Source organism: Streptomyces hypolithicus (assembly GCF_052934925.1).
This window is the reverse complement of record NZ_CM128811.1, coordinates 1,088,739-1,105,006: the sequence shown is the minus strand read 5'-3', so window position 1 is coordinate 1,105,006 and position 16,268 is coordinate 1,088,739. Positions and strand designations below refer to the sequence as shown.

12 protein-coding genes are annotated in these 16,268 nt (G+C 70.2%); 10 read left to right on the top strand and 2 right to left on the bottom strand.

The genetic code is table 11. The features are described from left to right. Nucleotides 1-34 precede the first annotated feature (34 nt). The 5 genes from ACU6WZ_RS05080 to ACU6WZ_RS05060 all read left to right on the top strand — a co-directional run bounded on the left by ACU6WZ_RS05080 (nucleotide 35) and on the right by ACU6WZ_RS05060 (nucleotide 8,045). Complete coding sequence (locus ACU6WZ_RS05080) at nucleotides 35-1,414, top strand: diaminobutyrate--2-oxoglutarate transaminase family protein (protein WP_447031912.1); 1,380 nt, start codon at nucleotides 35-37, stop codon at nucleotides 1,412-1,414. 27 nt (nucleotides 1,415-1,441) lie between these two features. Further along, nucleotides 1,442-3,349 carry an IucA/IucC family protein gene (locus ACU6WZ_RS05075; protein WP_447031911.1) on the top strand — a complete coding sequence of 636 codons (1,908 nt, stop codon included), beginning with the start codon at nucleotides 1,442-1,444 and terminating at the stop codon, nucleotides 3,347-3,349. A 41-nt stretch (nucleotides 3,350-3,390) separates the two neighbouring features. Further along, nucleotides 3,391-4,116, top strand: coding sequence for a GNAT family N-acetyltransferase (locus tag ACU6WZ_RS05070; protein WP_447031910.1), 726 nt, complete (start codon nucleotides 3,391-3,393; stop codon nucleotides 4,114-4,116). A gap of 60 nt (nucleotides 4,117-4,176) precedes the next feature. Continuing rightward, the gene (locus ACU6WZ_RS05065; RefSeq protein ID WP_447031909.1) at nucleotides 4,177-6,000 is read left to right on the top strand and encodes an IucA/IucC family protein; all 1,824 of its coding nucleotides are present in this window, start codon (nucleotides 4,177-4,179) and stop codon (nucleotides 5,998-6,000) included. A 74-nt stretch (nucleotides 6,001-6,074) separates the two neighbouring features. Continuing rightward, nucleotides 6,075-8,045 (top strand): ATP-dependent DNA helicase, encoded by a 1,971-nt coding sequence (locus tag ACU6WZ_RS05060; RefSeq protein WP_447031908.1) that lies wholly within the window; start codon nucleotides 6,075-6,077, stop codon nucleotides 8,043-8,045. A gap of 112 nt (nucleotides 8,046-8,157) precedes the next feature. Here ACU6WZ_RS05060 and lexA read toward each other — a convergent pair whose 3' ends face one another. Beyond that, nucleotides 8,158-8,943, bottom strand: a complete 786-nt coding sequence (lexA, locus tag ACU6WZ_RS05055; RefSeq protein ID WP_447031907.1) for a transcriptional repressor LexA — start codon at nucleotides 8,941-8,943, stop codon at nucleotides 8,158-8,160. A 446-nt stretch (nucleotides 8,944-9,389) separates the two neighbouring features. Here lexA and nrdR point away from each other — a divergent pair, with 446 nt between their 5' ends. Next, entirely contained in the window at nucleotides 9,390-9,902 is a 513-nt protein-coding gene (gene nrdR, locus ACU6WZ_RS05050) for a transcriptional regulator NrdR (RefSeq protein ID WP_447031906.1), read from the top strand. Between the two features lie 125 nt (nucleotides 9,903-10,027). After that, nucleotides 10,028-12,931 carry a vitamin B12-dependent ribonucleotide reductase gene (locus ACU6WZ_RS05045; protein ID WP_447031905.1) on the top strand — a complete coding sequence of 968 codons (2,904 nt, stop codon included), beginning with the start codon at nucleotides 10,028-10,030 and terminating at the stop codon, nucleotides 12,929-12,931. Nucleotides 12,932-13,036: 105 nt separating this feature from the next. On the opposite strand, the gene ACU6WZ_RS05040 is transcribed toward ACU6WZ_RS05045, so the two are convergent. Continuing rightward, the gene (locus ACU6WZ_RS05040; protein WP_447031904.1) at nucleotides 13,037-13,582 is read right to left on the bottom strand and encodes a TerD family protein; all 546 of its coding nucleotides are present in this window, start codon (nucleotides 13,580-13,582) and stop codon (nucleotides 13,037-13,039) included. Between the two features lie 117 nt (nucleotides 13,583-13,699). On the opposite strand from ACU6WZ_RS05040, the gene ACU6WZ_RS05035 reads away from it, so the two are divergent. The 3 genes from ACU6WZ_RS05035 to ACU6WZ_RS05025 all read left to right on the top strand — a co-directional run bounded on the left by ACU6WZ_RS05035 (nucleotide 13,700) and on the right by ACU6WZ_RS05025 (nucleotide 16,199). Then, on the top strand, nucleotides 13,700-14,305 hold the full coding sequence (locus ACU6WZ_RS05035) for a YdbC family protein (protein WP_447031903.1): 606 nt from the start codon (nucleotides 13,700-13,702) through the stop codon (nucleotides 14,303-14,305). Between the two features lie 313 nt (nucleotides 14,306-14,618). Beyond that, complete coding sequence (locus ACU6WZ_RS05030) at nucleotides 14,619-15,278, top strand: histidine phosphatase family protein (RefSeq protein WP_447031902.1); 660 nt, start codon at nucleotides 14,619-14,621, stop codon at nucleotides 15,276-15,278. Between the two features lie 12 nt (nucleotides 15,279-15,290). Further along, nucleotides 15,291-16,199 (top strand): ADP-ribosylglycohydrolase family protein, encoded by a 909-nt coding sequence (locus ACU6WZ_RS05025; protein ID WP_447031901.1) that lies wholly within the window; start codon nucleotides 15,291-15,293, stop codon nucleotides 16,197-16,199. Nucleotides 16,200-16,268 lie beyond the last annotated feature (69 nt).

Genomic DNA, 16,268 nt, shown 5'->3' with positions numbered 1-16,268 from the left:
GTGTTCAGCGTTCACTGCGGGAGGACCGACAGACGTGGCCGTGACCGAACCTGCCGCCGCGGTACTGCCCGCCGCGCACGAGGGCATCCTGCGGCGCCAGGCGCTGCGCGAATCGGCGGCCCGCACGTACGCGCGCTCGCTGCCGATCGTTCCCGTGCGCGCGCGAGGGGTGACGATCGAGGGAGCGGACGGACGCCGCTACCTGGACTGTCTGTCGGGCGCCGGCACACTGGCTCTCGGGCACAACCACCCCGTGGTGCTGGAAGCGATCAAGAAGGTCCTCGATTCCGGTGCTCCCCTGCACGTCCTGGACCTCGCGACCCCCGTCAAGGACGCGTTCACCACCGAGCTGTTCGCGACGCTGCCGCCCGGTCTCGCCGACAACGCACGGGTTCAGTTCTGCGGACCCGCGGGGACGGACGCGGTCGAGGCAGCCCTCAAGCTCGTGCGCACCGCCACCGGACGCAGCGGGCTGCTGGCGTTCACCGGGGCCTACCACGGCATGACGGCGGGCGCCCTGGACGCCTCAGGAGGCGCCCAGGACGTACGGGTGACCCGCCTGCCCTACCCGTACGACTACCGGTGTCCCTTCGGAGTCGGTGGCGAACGCGGCGCGGAACTCTCCGCGCGGTGGACCGAGAGCCTCCTCGACGACCCCAAGGGCGGGGTGCCCGCCCCGGCCGGGATGATCCTCGAACCGGTGCAGGGGGAGGGCGGTGTGATCCCCGCCCCCGACGACTGGATGCGGCGCATGCGCCAGATCACTGCCGACCGCGCCATCCCGCTGATCGCCGACGAAGTGCAGACCGGGGTCGGCAGGACGGGCACCTTCTGGGCCGTCGAGCACAGTGGCGTCGTGCCCGATGTGATGGTCATGTCGAAGGCCATCGGCGGCAGTCTCCCGCTGGCCGTGGTCGTCTACCGGGCCGATCTCGACGCCTGGGAGCCCGGCGCCCACGCGGGCACCTTCCGCGGGAATCAGCTCGCCATGGCCGCCGGCGCCGCCACCATGGCCTACGTACGACAGAACGGGCTGGCCGAGCGCGCGGGCGTGCTCGGGGCCCGCATGCTGGGCCAGTTGCAGGGGCTGGCCGCCGATCACCCCTGCATCGGGGACGTACGCGGCAGGGGCCTGATGATCGGCGTCGAACTAGTCGACCCCGACACCGAGGCCCGTACGCCCGCGGGCGCCCCGCCGGCCGCACCCGCCCTCGCGGCCGCCGTCCAGCGGGAGTGCCTCGAACGCGGGCTCATCGTCGAACTCGGCGGCCGGCACTCCGGTGTCGTACGTCTGCTGCCTCCACTCACCCTCACCGACGAGCAGGCCACCGCGGTCCTCGACCGTCTCGCCGACGCCCTCTCGGCCGCCGAGCGCTCCCCGTACCACCGGCAACAGACCGGGCAGTCGCACTGACCCCGGCCGACGTCACAAGGAAGACCCGTGAACCCCACTCCCGCATCCGATGCGTCCGAGGCCGAAGAGGGCCCCATCGTCGACGACCGAGGCCAGGGCGGTACGCACGGCCGTCTCGTGGTGCACGAGGCCAAGGTGCCCCGGCAGAAGGAGGGTGCCCGCGGGGAGGTGCGCACGGGCGAGACCGGCGCACTTCCGCAGGTCCCGGACCCGCTCGACGCTGCCGATCCGCAAGCGGCCGCGGAAGCGGCGGCCATCGAGAACCTGCTGCGCTGCTGGGTCAGGGAGAACGACCTCGCCGAGCCGTCGCGGCCGACCCTGCGCGTCCCCTTCGATGCGAGCGCCGCTGCTCTGCTCGTCCCCGTCCGCTACTGGTCGCCCACCGGATGGCACCGATTCGGCCTGCCCGCACTCGAAGGCACGCCGTCAGGCGCACCGTCCGCCGACGCGGTCACCGTCGCCGCGCTCCTCGGCCGCGAGGCCGGTCGGCAGGAGGGAGCGGACCTGGTGGGCCGGGTCGCCGACTCGGTGCGGCACACCGCGGACTTCATCGCCGACCGGCGCCGAAGCCCGGGCCCCGCCAAGGACGCGGACCTGTTCCTCAGCGCGGAACAGTCCCTGCTTCTCGGCCATCCGCTGCATCCCACGCCCAAGAGCCGCGAGGGCCTCTCCGAGTCCGAAGCACGCCTGTACTCGCCCGAGTTGCACGGCTGCTTCCCGCTGCACTGGTTCGCCGTCCACCGGTCGGTCCTGGCCGCGGACTCCGCCTGGACCGAGCGCGGCCGCACCGTCGCCGTCGAGCAGCTCATGCGCCGGCTGGCCGACGGCCTGCGGGTCCCCGACGACACCGTCCCGCTGCCCCTGCACCCCTGGCAAGCGCGCGAGCTCAGGCACCGGCCGGTCGTCGCGGCGCTCCTGGCCCAAGGTCTCCTGCGCGACCTCGGCCCCCACGGCGCCCCCTGGCACCCCACCTCCTCGGTCCGTACAGTGCACCGCCCCGGCGCCCCCGCGATGCTCAAGCTCTCCCTCGGCGTACGCATCACCAACTCCCGTCGCGAGAACCTGCGCAAGGAGCTCCACCGGGGCGTCGAGGTGCACCGGCTGCTGCGCGCCGGACTGGCCGAGGAATGGCAATCCGCGCACCCCGGCTTCGACATCGTCCGCGACCCCGCCTGGCTCGGCGTCGACGCCCCGGACGGCGAGCTGGATGCTGGGCCGGTCCAGGGGCTCGACGTGATGGTGCGGCACAACCCGTTCGGACCTGGCGACGACGCCGTCTGTATCGCGGGACTCACCGCCCTGCGACCCTGGCCCGGCCGCACCGACATGCACTCCCGCCTCGCCGACGTCGTCGCCCGCCTCGCCGCACGGACCGGCCGGCCGACGGGCGCGGTCGCCACCGAGTGGTTCCTGCGCTACCTAGACCACGTAGTACGCCCTGTTCTCTGGCTGGACGGTACGGCCGGGGTGGCGCTCGAAGCACATCAGCAGAACACCCTGGTCCTCCTGAGCCGGGAAGGCTGGCCCGTCGGTGGCCGCTACCGCGACAACCAGGGCTACTACTTCCGGGAATCCCACCGCGACCGTCTCGAACGACGGCTGCCCGGCATCGGCGCCACCAGCGACACCTTCGTCACCGACGCCGTCACCGACGAGCGCTTCGCCTACTACCTCGGCATCAACAACGTCCTTGGTCTGATCGGGGCGTTCGGAGCCCAGCGGCTCGCCGACGAGCGCGTCCTGATCGCCGCCTTCCGCCAGTTTCTCGGCAGGAGCGCCTCACTGGGCTCACCGCTGCCCGCGCAACTCCTGGCGAACCCCACCCTCCGCTGCAAGGCCAACCTGCTCACCCGGCTGCACGGACTCGACGAACTGGTGGGCCCGGTCGACACCCAGTCCGTGTACGTCACCATCGCCAACCCCCTGCGCACCTGAGAGAACTCGCCCCTTCCCGAACTGCTGAGAGGAGCGTCGTTGTGCCTCCCACCGATGCGAGCACCGACGCAGGAACCAACCCCGCTCCCCGCGCCGGATCCAGCACCGAGGACACCCTGGACCTGCGGCTGCCGGACGAACTCGTCGCGCTGTTCGGCGACGACGGGCCGGTGACCGAGCCCCGGCCCATCGGCGACGATCTCCTCGACGCCCCCGCCGGATGGGGTCCCGTCACCACCTCGGCCGGTGTCTTCCGGCTCGTCCCGGTCCGCATCGAGCGGGACCTGCCGCTCATCAGCCGCTGGATGAACGATCCGGCCGTAGCCGCGTTCTGGGAACTGGCGGGCCATGAGGAGGTCACCGGCCACCACCTGCGCACCCAGCTCGATGGCGACGGGCGCAGCGCACCCTGCCTCGGCGTGCTGGACGGCGTACCCATGAGCTACTGGGAGCTCTACCGCGCGGACCTCGACCCGCTGGCCCGCCACTACCCGGCCCGCCCGCACGACACCGGTGTCCATCTGCTCGTCGGCGGCGTGGCCGACCGGGGGCGCGGCCTCGGCACGACGCTGCTGCGAGCCGTCGGTGACCTGGTCCTCCACAACCGTCCGTCCTGCGCCCGGGTCGTCGCCGAACCCGACCTGCGCAACACCCCTTCCGTCTCCGCCTTCCTGGGAGCCGGATTCCGCTTCTGCGCGGAGGTCGACCTTCCCGACAAGCGGGCAGCTCTCATGGTGCGCGACCGCGCGCTGCGCAATCTGCTGTGAACGACTCGCTCCGCCTCATACCCCGCTCGCCCCGAATCGGTTCCACCCCGAGGAGTGCCCGTGCCGAAGCCCGTCGCCCATGACTTCGAGGACCCGCTTCCCCTGCTCACGCCGCCGGAGCTGAACCCCGCCTGCTGGGACCGTGCCGCCCGTCGTCTCCTCGCGAAGATGCTCGGTGAGTTCGCGTACGAGGAGATCATCGAGCCCGTGCCGCAGCCGGGAGGCGGTCACACCCTCGTACTCGACGACGGCGGCGCCCTCAGTTTCCGGGCCAGGCGCGGCGCGTACGGCAGCTGGCAGGTTGCCCCCGAGACGATCGAGCTCCGCGCCCCCGACGCCGGCGACGAAAGCCACCCCTTCGGCGACCCACTGGCCTTCCTCGTGCGCGCCCGCCGCCTCCTCGCACTCGAAGGCGCCACCCTCGGCCACCTCATCCGCGAGCTGAGCGCGACCCTCGCCGCGGACGCCCGCCTCGACCACACGGCCCTGTCCGCCGCCCGCCTCGCCGACCTCGGATACGCGGAGCTCGAAGGCCACCAGGCGGGCCACCCCTGGCTCGTCCTCAACAAGGGCCGCCTCGGGTTCTCGGCCACCGACACTGCGCACTGGGCCCCGGAAGCCCGCACTCCGGTCAGGCTCCCGTGGATCGCGGTCAGCACCGACCTCGCGCAGTACCGCGGCGTGTCCATACTGGCCACGCCCGAGCGCCTGTACGCACGCGAACTCGACGTATCCACACGCGAGTCGTTCGCCGCCGTACTGCGCGCCCGCGGCCTGGATCCCGAGCAGTACCTCTACCTGCCCGTGCACCCCTGGCAGTGGGACGAGGTACTGCTGCCGCTGTTCGCGCCCGCCGTCGCCCGGGGCGCCATCGTGCCCCTCCCCAGCGACGACGACCTGCGGCTGCCGCAGCAGTCCGTCCGTACCTTCCTCAATACGAGCCGTCCCGACCGGCACACCGTGAAACTGCCGCTGGCCGTTCTCAACACGCTTGTCTGGCGCGGGCTGCCCACTGAGCGCACCCTGGCGGCGCCCGCGGTCACCGACTGGGTGCACGGCTTGCGCGACGCCGACCCCTTCCTGCGGGACGAATGCGGAGTGATCCTGCTCGGCGAGGTCGCCTCCGTCGCCGTCGAGCACCCCCTTTACGACGGCCTGCCGGAAGTTCCGTACCAGTACAAGGAACTGCTCGGCGCGATCTGGCGCGAACCCCTCACCGGCAGGCTCGCCCCCGGCGAGCGCGCCCGCACGCTGGCCTCCCTGCTGCACACGGATCCCGAGGGACGCGCCTTCACCGCGGAACTCGTCACCCGCTCCGGGCTGCGGCCCGATGCGTGGCTGAGCCGCCTCTTCGCCGCCCTCCTGCCGCCCCTGCTGCATTTCCTGTATCGCTACGGCACGGTCTTCTCACCCCACGGCGAGAATGCCATCGTCGTCTTCGACGACCGCGACGTCCCGGTGCGCCTCGCCATCAAGGACTTCGTCGACGACGTGAATGTCAGTGCGCAGCGCCTGCCGGAGCACGACTCCATGCCCGACGACGTGCGTGAGGTGCTGCTGACCGAGCCTCCCGCATTTTTGACGCAATTCATTCATTCCGGCCTTTTCGTCGGGGTATTCCGCTATCTGGCGCCGCTGTGCGAGGAGCAGCTCGGTGTTCCGGAGCGCGCATTCTGGTCACTCGTACGGACTGCAATCCTGCGGCACCAGACGCGCTTTCCCGAGCTCAAGGAACGCTTCGAGACCTTCGATCTGCTCACCCCGCGCATCGAGCGGCTGTGTCTCAACCGCAACCGGCTGCACCTGGACGGCTACCGGGACCGCCCCAGCCGCCCGCACGCCGCGGTGCACGGTACGGTTCCCAACCCTCTGCACCTGTCCTGAAGCGTCCGTGGGGTGCGATCCGTGTGATCCGTGCGATCCGCGCTGTCAGTGCGGCCCCGTAGGCTGGTCGGGCTATGACGAAGCCCTCACTCCCCGAGCTCCTCCATGCCGCCGTGACCGCCGTCGGCGGCATGGAGCGGCCCGGCCAGGTCGCGATGACCGAGGCCGTGGCCGGAGCCATCGACGACAATTCCCACCTGCTCGTCCAGGCGGGCACGGGCACCGGGAAGTCCCTCGGCTACCTGGTGCCGGCCCTGGCGCACGGCGAGCGTGTCGTGGTGGCGACGGCGACGCTGGCCCTGCAGCGCCAGCTCGTGGAGCGGGATCTTCCGCGCACGGTCGACGCGCTGCATCCGCTACTGCGGCGGCGTCCCGAGTTCGCCATGCTCAAGGGGCGGTCGAACTACCTCTGCCTGCACCGCCTCCGCGAGGGTGTCCCGCAGGAGGCGGAGGACGGGCTGTTCGACCAGTTCGAGGCCCACGCGCCGACCAGCAAACTCGGTCAGGACCTGCTGCGGATGCGGGACTGGGCGGACGAGACCGAAACGGGTGACCGCGACGCCCTCACCCCCGGTGTCTCCGACCGCGCCTGGGGCCAGGTCTCGGTCTCCTCCCGCGAATGCCTCGGCGCGACGAAGTGCGCGTACGGCGCGGAGTGCTTCGCGGAGGCGGCTCGCGAGCGGGCCAAGCTGGCCGATGTGGTCGTCACCAACCACGCTCTCCTCGCCATCGACGCCATCGAGGGCGCCCCGGTGCTCCCGCAGCACGAGGTGCTGATCGTCGACGAGGCGCACGAACTGGTCTCCAGGGTGACCGGGGTCGCCACGGGTGAACTGAGCCCCGGCCAGGTCAACCGAGCTGTCCGCCGGGCGGCAAAGCTGGTCAACGAGAAGGTCGCCGACGCCCTCCAGACGGCTGCGGAGTCTTTCGAGCGGCTGATGGAGCTCGCACTTCCCGGACGAATCGAGGAGGTCCCGGAGGATTTGGGGTACGCCCTGATGGCGTTGCGTGACGCGGCCCGCAACGTGATCTCGGCCCTCGGCTCGACCCGCGACAAGTCCGTGCAGGACGAGGACGCCGTCCGTAAGCAGGCCCTCGCCGCCGTCGAGTCGATCCATGGCGTGGCCGAGCGCATCGCCAACGGTTCCGAGTACGACGTCGTCTGGTGCGAGCGTCATGACCGTTACGGCGCGTCTCTGCGGGTGGCCCCGCTCTCGGTCTCGGGGCTGCTGCGGGAGAAGCTCTTCAGCGACCGGTCCGTGGTGCTGACCTCGGCCACGCTCAAGCTCGGCGGCGGTTTCAACGGCGTCGGCGCTTCACTCGGCCTGTCGCCCGAGGGCACCGAGGGGGAGGACGTTCCGGCATGGAAGGGCCTCGACGTCGGCTCGCCCTTCGACTATCCGAAGCAGGGCATTCTGTACGTCGCCCGGCACCTGACCACCCCGGGGCGAGAGGGCTCGCGGGGCGACATGATGGACGAGCTCGCCGAGCTGGTCGAGGCGTCCGGCGGTCGCACACTGGGGCTGTTCTCCTCCATGCGAGCGGCGCAGGCGGCCGCCGAGGAGCTGCGCGGCAGACTGGGCATGCCGATCCTGCTCCAGGGTGAGGAGACGCTCGGCGAGCTGATCAAGTCCTTCGCCGCCGACCCGCAGACCTGCCTCTTCGGGACCTTGTCCCTGTGGCAGGGCGTCGATGTGCCCGGGCCCAGCTGCCAGCTGGTCGTCATGGACCGGATTCCCTTCCCCCGCCCCGACGATCCCTTGATGAGCGCCCGGCAAAAGGCCGTCGAGGAGGCCGGCGGCAACGGATTCATGGCCGTCGCGGCCACGCACGCGGCGCTGCTGATGGCTCAGGGCGCCGGTCGTCTCGTGCGGGCCACGGGTGATCGCGGTGTCGTGGCCGTTCTCGATCCGAGGCTGGCCAACGCGCGCTATGGCAGTTACCTGCGGGCCTCACTGCCGGACTTCTGGTTCACGACGGACCGCAATCAGGTGCGTCGCTCGCTGGCCGCCATCGACACTGCGGCCACAGCCGACGGGCGGTAGGTGGCGGCCGGCTGTGGTGGCCGTCTGCAGCCCGCAGGACAAGGCGCAGGAAAGGGCGGGGCCCCGGGACCGGCGCAGAGGTCCCGGGGCCCGGTCATCGACCGGCGAGGTGTCACACCCGCCGCAGCACCGCCACGACCTTGCCGAGAATGGTCGCCTCGTCGCCCGGGATCGGCTGGTACGCGGCGTTGTGCGGCAGTAGCCACACATGGCCGTCCTCGCGCTTGAACCGCTTCACCGTGGCTTCGCCGTCGAGCATCGCGGCCACGATGTCGCCGTTCTCCGCGACGGGCTGGCGGCGTACCGTCACCCAGTCGCCGTCACAGATCGCCGCCTCGATCATCGAGTCGCCGACGACCTTGAGGACGAACAGCTCTCCGTCACCCACGAGCTGGCGGGGGAGGGGGAAGACATCCTCCACCGATTCCTCGGCGAGGATCGGGCCGCCGGCCGCGATCCGGCCCAGCAGGGGTACGTACGACGCGGCGGGCTTGCCGGCCGTGTCGGTGGTCTGGGTGCTCGGCTGGTCCGAGCCCCGCACCTCGTACGCCCTGGGGCGGTGCGGGTCGCGGCGCAGGAAGCCCTTACGTTCGAGGGCCATCAGCTGGTGGGCCACGGAAGAGGTGCTGGAGAGTCCCACCGCCTGACCGATCTCGCGCATCGACGGCGGATAGCCCCGCCGCTGCACCGAGTCCCTGATGACCTCGATGACCCGCCGTTGCCGATCGGTGAGACCGGAGCTGTCCGCGCGGATTCCGGGAGGTCGGCCGGGAAGCGAGCGTCCGGGCTTGGGACCCTCGGGATTTGTGGCTGCTTCATTCATTGCATGCACCGGCTCGAGTCGGCTCTGGGAGCGGTTCTGGGCGGTGATGGTTGCACTGTCAGCGGTGGTGGTCACGTCGGCCCCTCTCGAGATGTTCTCTCCCTGACTGGCACAACGGTAGTGGCTTTCGAAAGGTTGCGCCAAACACACGTTCGAGTGAAAAAGCGCAGAATGACTTACGAGAACGTGTGACCGGGTGTATGAAGGGCCGCTTTTCGGCCGTGCAGTAATTCCGGCCATTACGGTATCCTTCGCGGTCGGGTCGTCCGGTGGCGGGGGTGAAGCCGCGCGTGTCGCGCCCCCGATTGGCCTGGGCGGCGGGCGTGGCAGGCGCGACACGCGCGGCGCGCGAAACACGCACAGACCCCAGATCTAGTGGTTGGATTGCCTCGGCTGCCCACAAGTTGTGGTCCCCGGTCCGCCGGGCGCTCGGTCATCACCTATGCTGGTGGCTGCTTCGAAGGGCCCCTTGCGGGGCCGGCGAGGCCATTCAGTCGTGCTGTGAAGGAGGGTTGGGATCCATGCACTGCCCCTTCTGCAGGCACCCCGACAGTCGCGTGGTCGACAGCCGCACCACGGACGACGGAACGTCGATCCGCAGGCGCCGTCAGTGCCCGGACTGCTCCCGCCGCTTCACCACGGTGGAGAGCGCCGCGCTGATGGTCGTCAAACGCAGCGGGGTCACCGAGCCCTTCAGCCGTACCAAGGTCATCTCCGGCGTGCGCAAAGCCTGCCAGGGGCGGCCGGTCACCGAGGACGCCCTGGCCAAACTCGGCCAGTGGGTCGAAGAGGCAGTGCGCGCCACCGGCAGTGCCGAGCTGACCACCCACGACGTGGGGCTGGCCATCCTCGGCCCGTTGCGGGAGCTCGACCTGGTCGCGTACCTGCGCTTCGCGTCCGTCTACCGGGCGTTCGATTCACTCGAAGACTTTGAGGCCGCCATCGCGGAGCTCCGCGAACATCGGCCGCCCGTAAGCGACTGCGGGCCCGGCGAGACCCCTGAGGTCCCCGTGCCCGCCGCTGCCGCCGACTGACCGATCGGCGGGAAAGCCAGACCTGCTCCGGCCGCTGTGTGCGGCGTCCGGTGCATCAGACACACACCGTGCCCCGGGAAGAACTGGGCACTTCAGGGCGTTTTCGCCCGTATATGGGAGGCGGCATGACAGAGACGGCGAGCGGCCCGGTACGAGGTTCCCGCAGCAAGGGAGCCAAGGGCACGGCGGCCCGGCAGGGCCTGCGTATCGAGCGCATCCACACCACGCCCGGCGTGCATCCGTACGACGAGGTGGTCTGGGAGCGCCGTGACGTCGTCATGACCAACTGGCGCGACGGCTCGGTCAACTTCGAGCAGCGTGGCGTCGAGTTCCCCGGCTTCTGGTCGGTGAACGCGGTCAACATCGTCACCAGCAAGTACTTCCGCGGGGCTGTCGGAACGCCCCAGCGCGAGACGGGGCTGCGACAGCTGATCGACCGGATCGTGAAGACGTACCGCAAGGCCGGTGAGGACTACAACTACTTCGCCTCTCCCGCGGACGCCGAGATCTTCGAGCACGAGCTGGCTTACGCCCTCCTGCACCAGGTCTTCAGCTTCAACTCGCCGGTCTGGTTCAACGTCGGCACGCCCCAGCCGCAGCAGGTATCCGCCTGCTTCATCCTGGCCGTCGACGACTCCATGGAGTCGATCCTCGACTGGTACAAGGAAGAGGGCATGATCTTCAAGGGCGGCTCCGGCGCCGGCCTGAACCTCTCCCGTATCCGCTCCTCCAAGGAGCTGCTCTCCTCCGGCGGCAACGCCTCCGGCCCGGTCTCCTTCATGCGCGGCGCCGATGCCTCCGCGGGAACGATCAAGTCGGGCGGCGCCACGCGCCGCGCGGCCAAGATGGTCGTGCTCGACGTCGATCACCCCGACATCGAGGACTTCATCGAGACCAAGGTCAAGGAAGAGGAGAAGATCCGCGCCCTGCGCGACGCGGGCTTCGACATGGACCTGGGCGGCGACGACATCACGTCCGTCCAGTACCAGAACGCCAACAACTCGGTCCGTGTGAACGGCGAGTTCATGACGGCGGTCGAGGCCGGCGGCAAGTTCGGCCTGCGCGCCCGCATGACGGGCGAGGTCATCGAGGAGGTCGACGCCAAGTCGCTCTTCCGCAAGATGGCCGAGGCCGCCTGGGCCTGCGCCGACCCCGGCATTCAGTACGACGACACCATCAACAACTGGCACACCTGCCCCGAGTCCGGCCGGATCACCGCGTCGAACCCGTGCAGCGAGTACATGCACCTGGACAACACCTCGTGCAACCTGGCCTCGCTGAACCTGATGAAGTTCCTCAAGGACGACGGCAAGGGCAACCAGTCCTTCGAGGCGGAGCGTTTCGCCAAGGTCGTCGAGCTCGTCATCACCGCGATGGACGTCTCCATCTGCTTCGCCGACTTCCCCACCCAGAAGATCGGCGAGAACACCCGCGCCTTCCGTCAGCTGGGCATCGGTTACGCCAACCTCGGCGCCCTGCTGATGGCGACCGGCCACGCGTACGACTCCGACGGCGGCCGCGCCCTCGCCGGCGCCATCACCTCGCTGATGACGGCTACCTCGTACAGGCGCTCCGCCGAGCTGGCCGCGGTCGTCGGCCCGTACGACGGCTACGCACGCAACGCCGAGCCGCACCAGCGCGTCATGAAGCAGCATGCCGACGCGAACGCCGTGGCCGTCCACGCGGACGACCTGGACAACCCCGTGTGGGCCGCCGCGACGGAGGCCTGGCAGGACGTGATCCGCCTCGGCGCCCAGAACGGCTTCCGCAACGCGCAGGCTTCGGTCATCGCCCCGACCGGCACCATCGGTCTCGCGATGTCCTGCGACACCACCGGACTTGAGCCCGACCTCGCACTGGTCAAGTTCAAGAAGCTGGTTGGCGGCGGTTCGATGCAGATCGTGAACGGCACCGTCCCGCAGGCCCTGCGGCGCATGGGCTACCAGGAAGAGCAGATCGAGGCGATCGTCGCCCACATCGCCGAGAACGGCAACGTGGTCGACGCCCCCGGTCTGAAGACCGAGCACTACGAGGTCTTCGACTGCGCGATGGGCGAGCGTTCCATCTCCGCGATGGGCCACGTCCGCATGATGGCGGCCATCCAGCCGTGGATCTCCGGCGCGCTCTCCAAGACGGTGAACCTGCCGGAGACCGCCACCGTCGAGGACGTCGAAGAGGTCTACTTCGAGGCCTGGAAGATGGGCGTCAAGGCACTCGCGATCTACCGCGACAACTGCAAGGTCGGCCAGCCGCTCTCCGCCAAGACCAAGAGCGTCAAGGCCGAGGTCACGGCGAAGACCGAGGACACGATCCGCGCCGCGGTCGAGAAGGTCATCGAGTACCGCCCGGTGCGCAAGCGCCTGCCGAAGGGTCGTCCGGGGATCACCACCTCCTTCACGGTAGGTGGCGCCGAGGGCTACATGACCGCCAACTCCTACCCGGACGACGGTCTGGGCGAGGTCTTCCTGAAGATGTCCAAGCAGGGCTCGACCCTCGCGGGCATGATGGACGCCTTCTCCATCGCCGTCTCGGTCGGCCTGCAGTACGGCGTTCCGCTGGAGACCTACGTCTCGAAGTTCACCAACATGCGCTTCGAGCCGGCCGGCATGACGGACGACCCGGACGTGCGGATGGCGCAGTCGATCGTCGACTACATCTTCCGCCGCCTGGCGCTGGACTTCCTGCCCTTCGAGACGCGTTCGGCGCTTGGTATCCACTCGGCCGACGAGCGCCAGCGTCACCTGGAGACCGGTTCGTACGAGCGGTCCATGCAGGAGGACGACATGGACGTCGAGAGTCTGGCCCAGTCCGCCCCGCGCGAGACCGAAACCGTGAAGATCGCCGCCGCCCCCGAGGTGAAGGCCGCCACGGAGCCGGCGCCGCAGGTGCACACGTCGGCTGAGCTCGTCGAGATGCAGCTCGGCATCAGCGCGGACGCACCGCTGTGCTTCTCCTGCGGTACGAAGATGCAGCGTGCGGGCAGCTGCTACATCTGCGAGGGCTGCGGCTCGACCAGCGGTTGCAGCTGATTCCGGGGCGCCGTCAGGGCGTGACAACGGCCGAAGAGGCGGAGCTGAATTCCCGGCTCCGCCTTTTCGGTGCGCCCGGCAGTCCGCATCCGGCGGTGGACGCCGTCAGGACAGGGCGCTGCCCATGGTCCCGGCGAAGGAGTTGGGGTCGGTGTCGAAGCCGCGGACGGCGGAGCGCAGCTCCCAGCCTCCCGAGGCGTCCGCCCGGGTGAACTCCGCCACCGTGGCCGCCGTCGATCCCGAGACGTCCGCGAAGTCGCCTTCCGCGAGCACCTCGTAGCCCTCGCGGATCCGCCAGCCCGTCTGCGGCACGTCGCCGAACGTCTTGCGGCCCTCGCGCTGCTGTATGGCCACGCCGACCACCACCCGGCCGTAGGCGGGCGCCAGCCGCTCCAGCTCAAGGGTCATGACCTCGTCGAATCCGAAGCCCTGACCGGTACGGCTGTCCCTGTTGAGGGTGATGGTGCCGTCCGGCGAACGCCTGCCGAAGGAGACGACGTACGCCGGGTCGCCGAAGGCGTCGTCGGCCGAGTAGGTGGCGGCGATGATGTCGAGGTCGTGGGCGGGTTCCCCCAGCGGGCTGGGTTCCCACTTCAGCGTCACTTCGACCTTGCCGACGCCCTTGTTGAGACTGTTCGCAGGACTGCTCACGGGTCTTCCCTCCCCTCGGTCCCCGCCCGGCTGCTCACCGGCCGGGGCGCAGCGAATGTGCCCCTGGAAGAAGGCTAGCCCCGGGCACGGACAATGCACGGCCCGTACGATGGCTCGGTGCTGGTCAAGTGGATTCGCTGCTCGGTCGTCGACCGTCGAGGTTTCGAGCGGGGGCAGCGGAAATGGGCGGGGCTGCTGGGGGAGCCGGGCTTCCGGGGGCAGGGCGGTGGCTGGAGCCGGGAGCGGCCGGGGGTGGCGCATGTCTTCGCGTTCTGGGAGAGCCGCGCGTTCTACGACTCGTTCATGGCGCGCTCGCACGACCGGCTCGCCGCCGCCCAGTCGGGCACGTACAAGAATCTCCAAGTCGGCCTCTTCGACTACCGTTTCGACGTCAAGACGGGGTTCGAGCCGCGATTCACCGATGCCGATGTGGTGCGCGTCGCGCACTGCACGGTGCACGCGGAGCGCGTCGAGCACTTCTCGCTGATGCAGCAGAAGGTGTGGAATCCGGCGATGGCGGGGTCGCCGGGAATGCTGCGCGGGGTTTTCGGCGAGGCGCCGGGTCACGAGTTCCTCGTGCTGTCGATGTGGAAGTCCGCCGCCGAGCACGGCAAGTACCGCGCCGAGCGGGTGGAGCGGCTGTCGCTGCGAGCCCAGACGGAGGCCGATGTGGCGGAACTGGCCGGGGCCGTTGTCGAGTTGGATCCTGCCTGGACGGTGTGAGTGCGGTCGGCGCGTCCGTGCTGCGGCGCAGGAGCCCGAGCCGCGAGTACACCGGATGGCGGCCGGGGGCCTGCCCGGCCGGGCCGCGCTCGATCCGACTTTCTAGTGCCGTGACCGTCTGCCTCATAAGGAGCGTCGTCCAGTGGGTGCGATCGCAAGGCGGCCGGAAGTCCCTTGGACGGGGTCTCCCCTGCTCGAACGAAGTTGAGAGCTTGGGGAGGGAGCTACCAGGGCTTTTGGCCAGCGCGGCGAGCGCGCGTGCTGGACGACGCGACGGGGCAAAGCTTGCCGGGAGGGGGACTAGGGTGTGGGTATGGCACGACCGCGGCGCATCGTCCTCGTCCGGCACGGGGAGTCCGAGGGCAATGCCGACGACACGGTGTACGAGCGCGAGCCGGACCACGCGCTCGGGCTCACGGACAACGGCGTGCGGCAGGCCCGCGAGGCGGGAGCGCGCCTGAGGGAGCTCTTCGGCGACGAGCGGGTCAGTGCCTACGTCTCGCCCTACCGCCGCGCGCTTGAGACGTTCGCCGCGTTCGGGCTCGCCGAGGACCGGACGCGGGTGAGGGAGGAACCCCGACTGCGCGAGCAGGACTGGGGGAACTGGCAGGACCGGGACGACGTACGGCTGCAGAAGGCCTATCGGGACGCCTACGGGCACTTCTTCTACCGCTTCGCACAGGGCGAGTCCGGGGCCGATGTGTACGACCGTGTCGGCGCCTTCCTGGAGAGCCTCCACCGGAGCTTCGAAGCGCCCGACCATCCGCCGAACGTGCTGCTGGTCACGCACGGGCTGACCATGCGGCTGTTCTGCATGCGCTGGTTCCACTGGTCGGTGGCCGATTTCGAGTCGCTTTCCAACCCGGGCAACGCCCAATCGCGGATGCTGCTGCTGGGCGAGGACGGGCGGTACAGCCTTGACCGGCCGTTCGACCGCTGGCGGGCCCCCGAATCGTACGGCCGCACCGGTTAGAGTGGCAGAGCGATGACCGCTGACTCCTCCACCGTCCCGCGCTTCGAACGCGCCCTGGCCAGCCTGCGTGGGCTGTCCCTGGGAGACGCCCTGGGCTCCCAGTTCTTCGTACCCGCGAACTATCCGCTGCTCAAACGGCGCGAGCTGCCGCCCGCCCCCTGGCAGTGGACCGACGACACCGAGATGGCCTGCTCCGTCCTGGCGGTGCTCGACGCGCACGGTCGCATCGAGCAGGACGCGCTCGCCCGCTCCTTCGCCGAGCACCACGACGTCGACCGCGGCTACGGCCCCGCCGTCAACCGGATGCTCCGGCTGATCAGGGAGGGCGGCGACTGGCGCGAACTGGCAGCCGCGCTCTTCCAGGGCCGCGGCTCATGGGGCAACGGCGCGGCGATGCGCATCGCCCCGCTCGGAGCCTGGTACGCCGACGACCCCGAGCAGGCCACGCACCAGGCGGAGATCTCGGCGTACGTCACCCATCAGCACCGGGAGGCCGTCGTCGGCGCCATGGCCGTGGCGGCCGCCGCCGCGCTCGCCGCCAATCCGGCGGGGGCGCCGACGCCGACCGGGCTGCTCGACGGCGTGATCGCGCTCGTACCGCGCAGCGCCGTGGGGGCCGGTCTCCGCCGGGCCCGCGACATGCTGGACTACGGCGACGCGGGAACGGTGGCCGCGGTGCTCGGGTGCGGCCGGCGTACGAGTGCGCACGACACCGTGCCCTTCGCCCTGTGGTCGGCCGCCCGTGCGCTCACCGACTTCGAGCAGGGCTTCTGGACTACCGCCCAGGTCGGCGGCGACGTGGACACCACGTGCGCCATCGTGGGCGGAGTGGTCGCTTCCGGGAAGACCGGAGCCCCGCCGCCCGCCTGGGTCGAACAGGCCGAAGGGCTCCCCGCCTGGGTGCCCTGCCCGGCTGTCTGACCCCCGCCTCCACCTAGCCGCCGCCGTCCCCGCCCCCTGTCACGGTCCTGCCACATCCCCGTCCCTGTG

Coding starts and splice junctions, on each gene's coding strand:
- ACU6WZ_RS05060 (WP_447031908.1), top strand. CDS start 6,075: ATGACGAAGCCCTCACTCCCCGAGCTCCTCCATGCCGCCGTGACCGCC.
- nrdR (WP_447031906.1), top strand. CDS start 9,390: ATGCACTGCCCCTTCTGCAGGCACCCCGACAGTCGCGTGGTCGACAGC.
- ACU6WZ_RS05045 (WP_447031905.1), top strand. CDS start 10,028: ATGACAGAGACGGCGAGCGGCCCGGTACGAGGTTCCCGCAGCAAGGGA.
- ACU6WZ_RS05030 (WP_447031902.1), top strand. CDS start 14,619: ATGGCACGACCGCGGCGCATCGTCCTCGTCCGGCACGGGGAGTCCGAG.
- ACU6WZ_RS05025 (WP_447031901.1), top strand. CDS start 15,291: ATGACCGCTGACTCCTCCACCGTCCCGCGCTTCGAACGCGCCCTGGCC.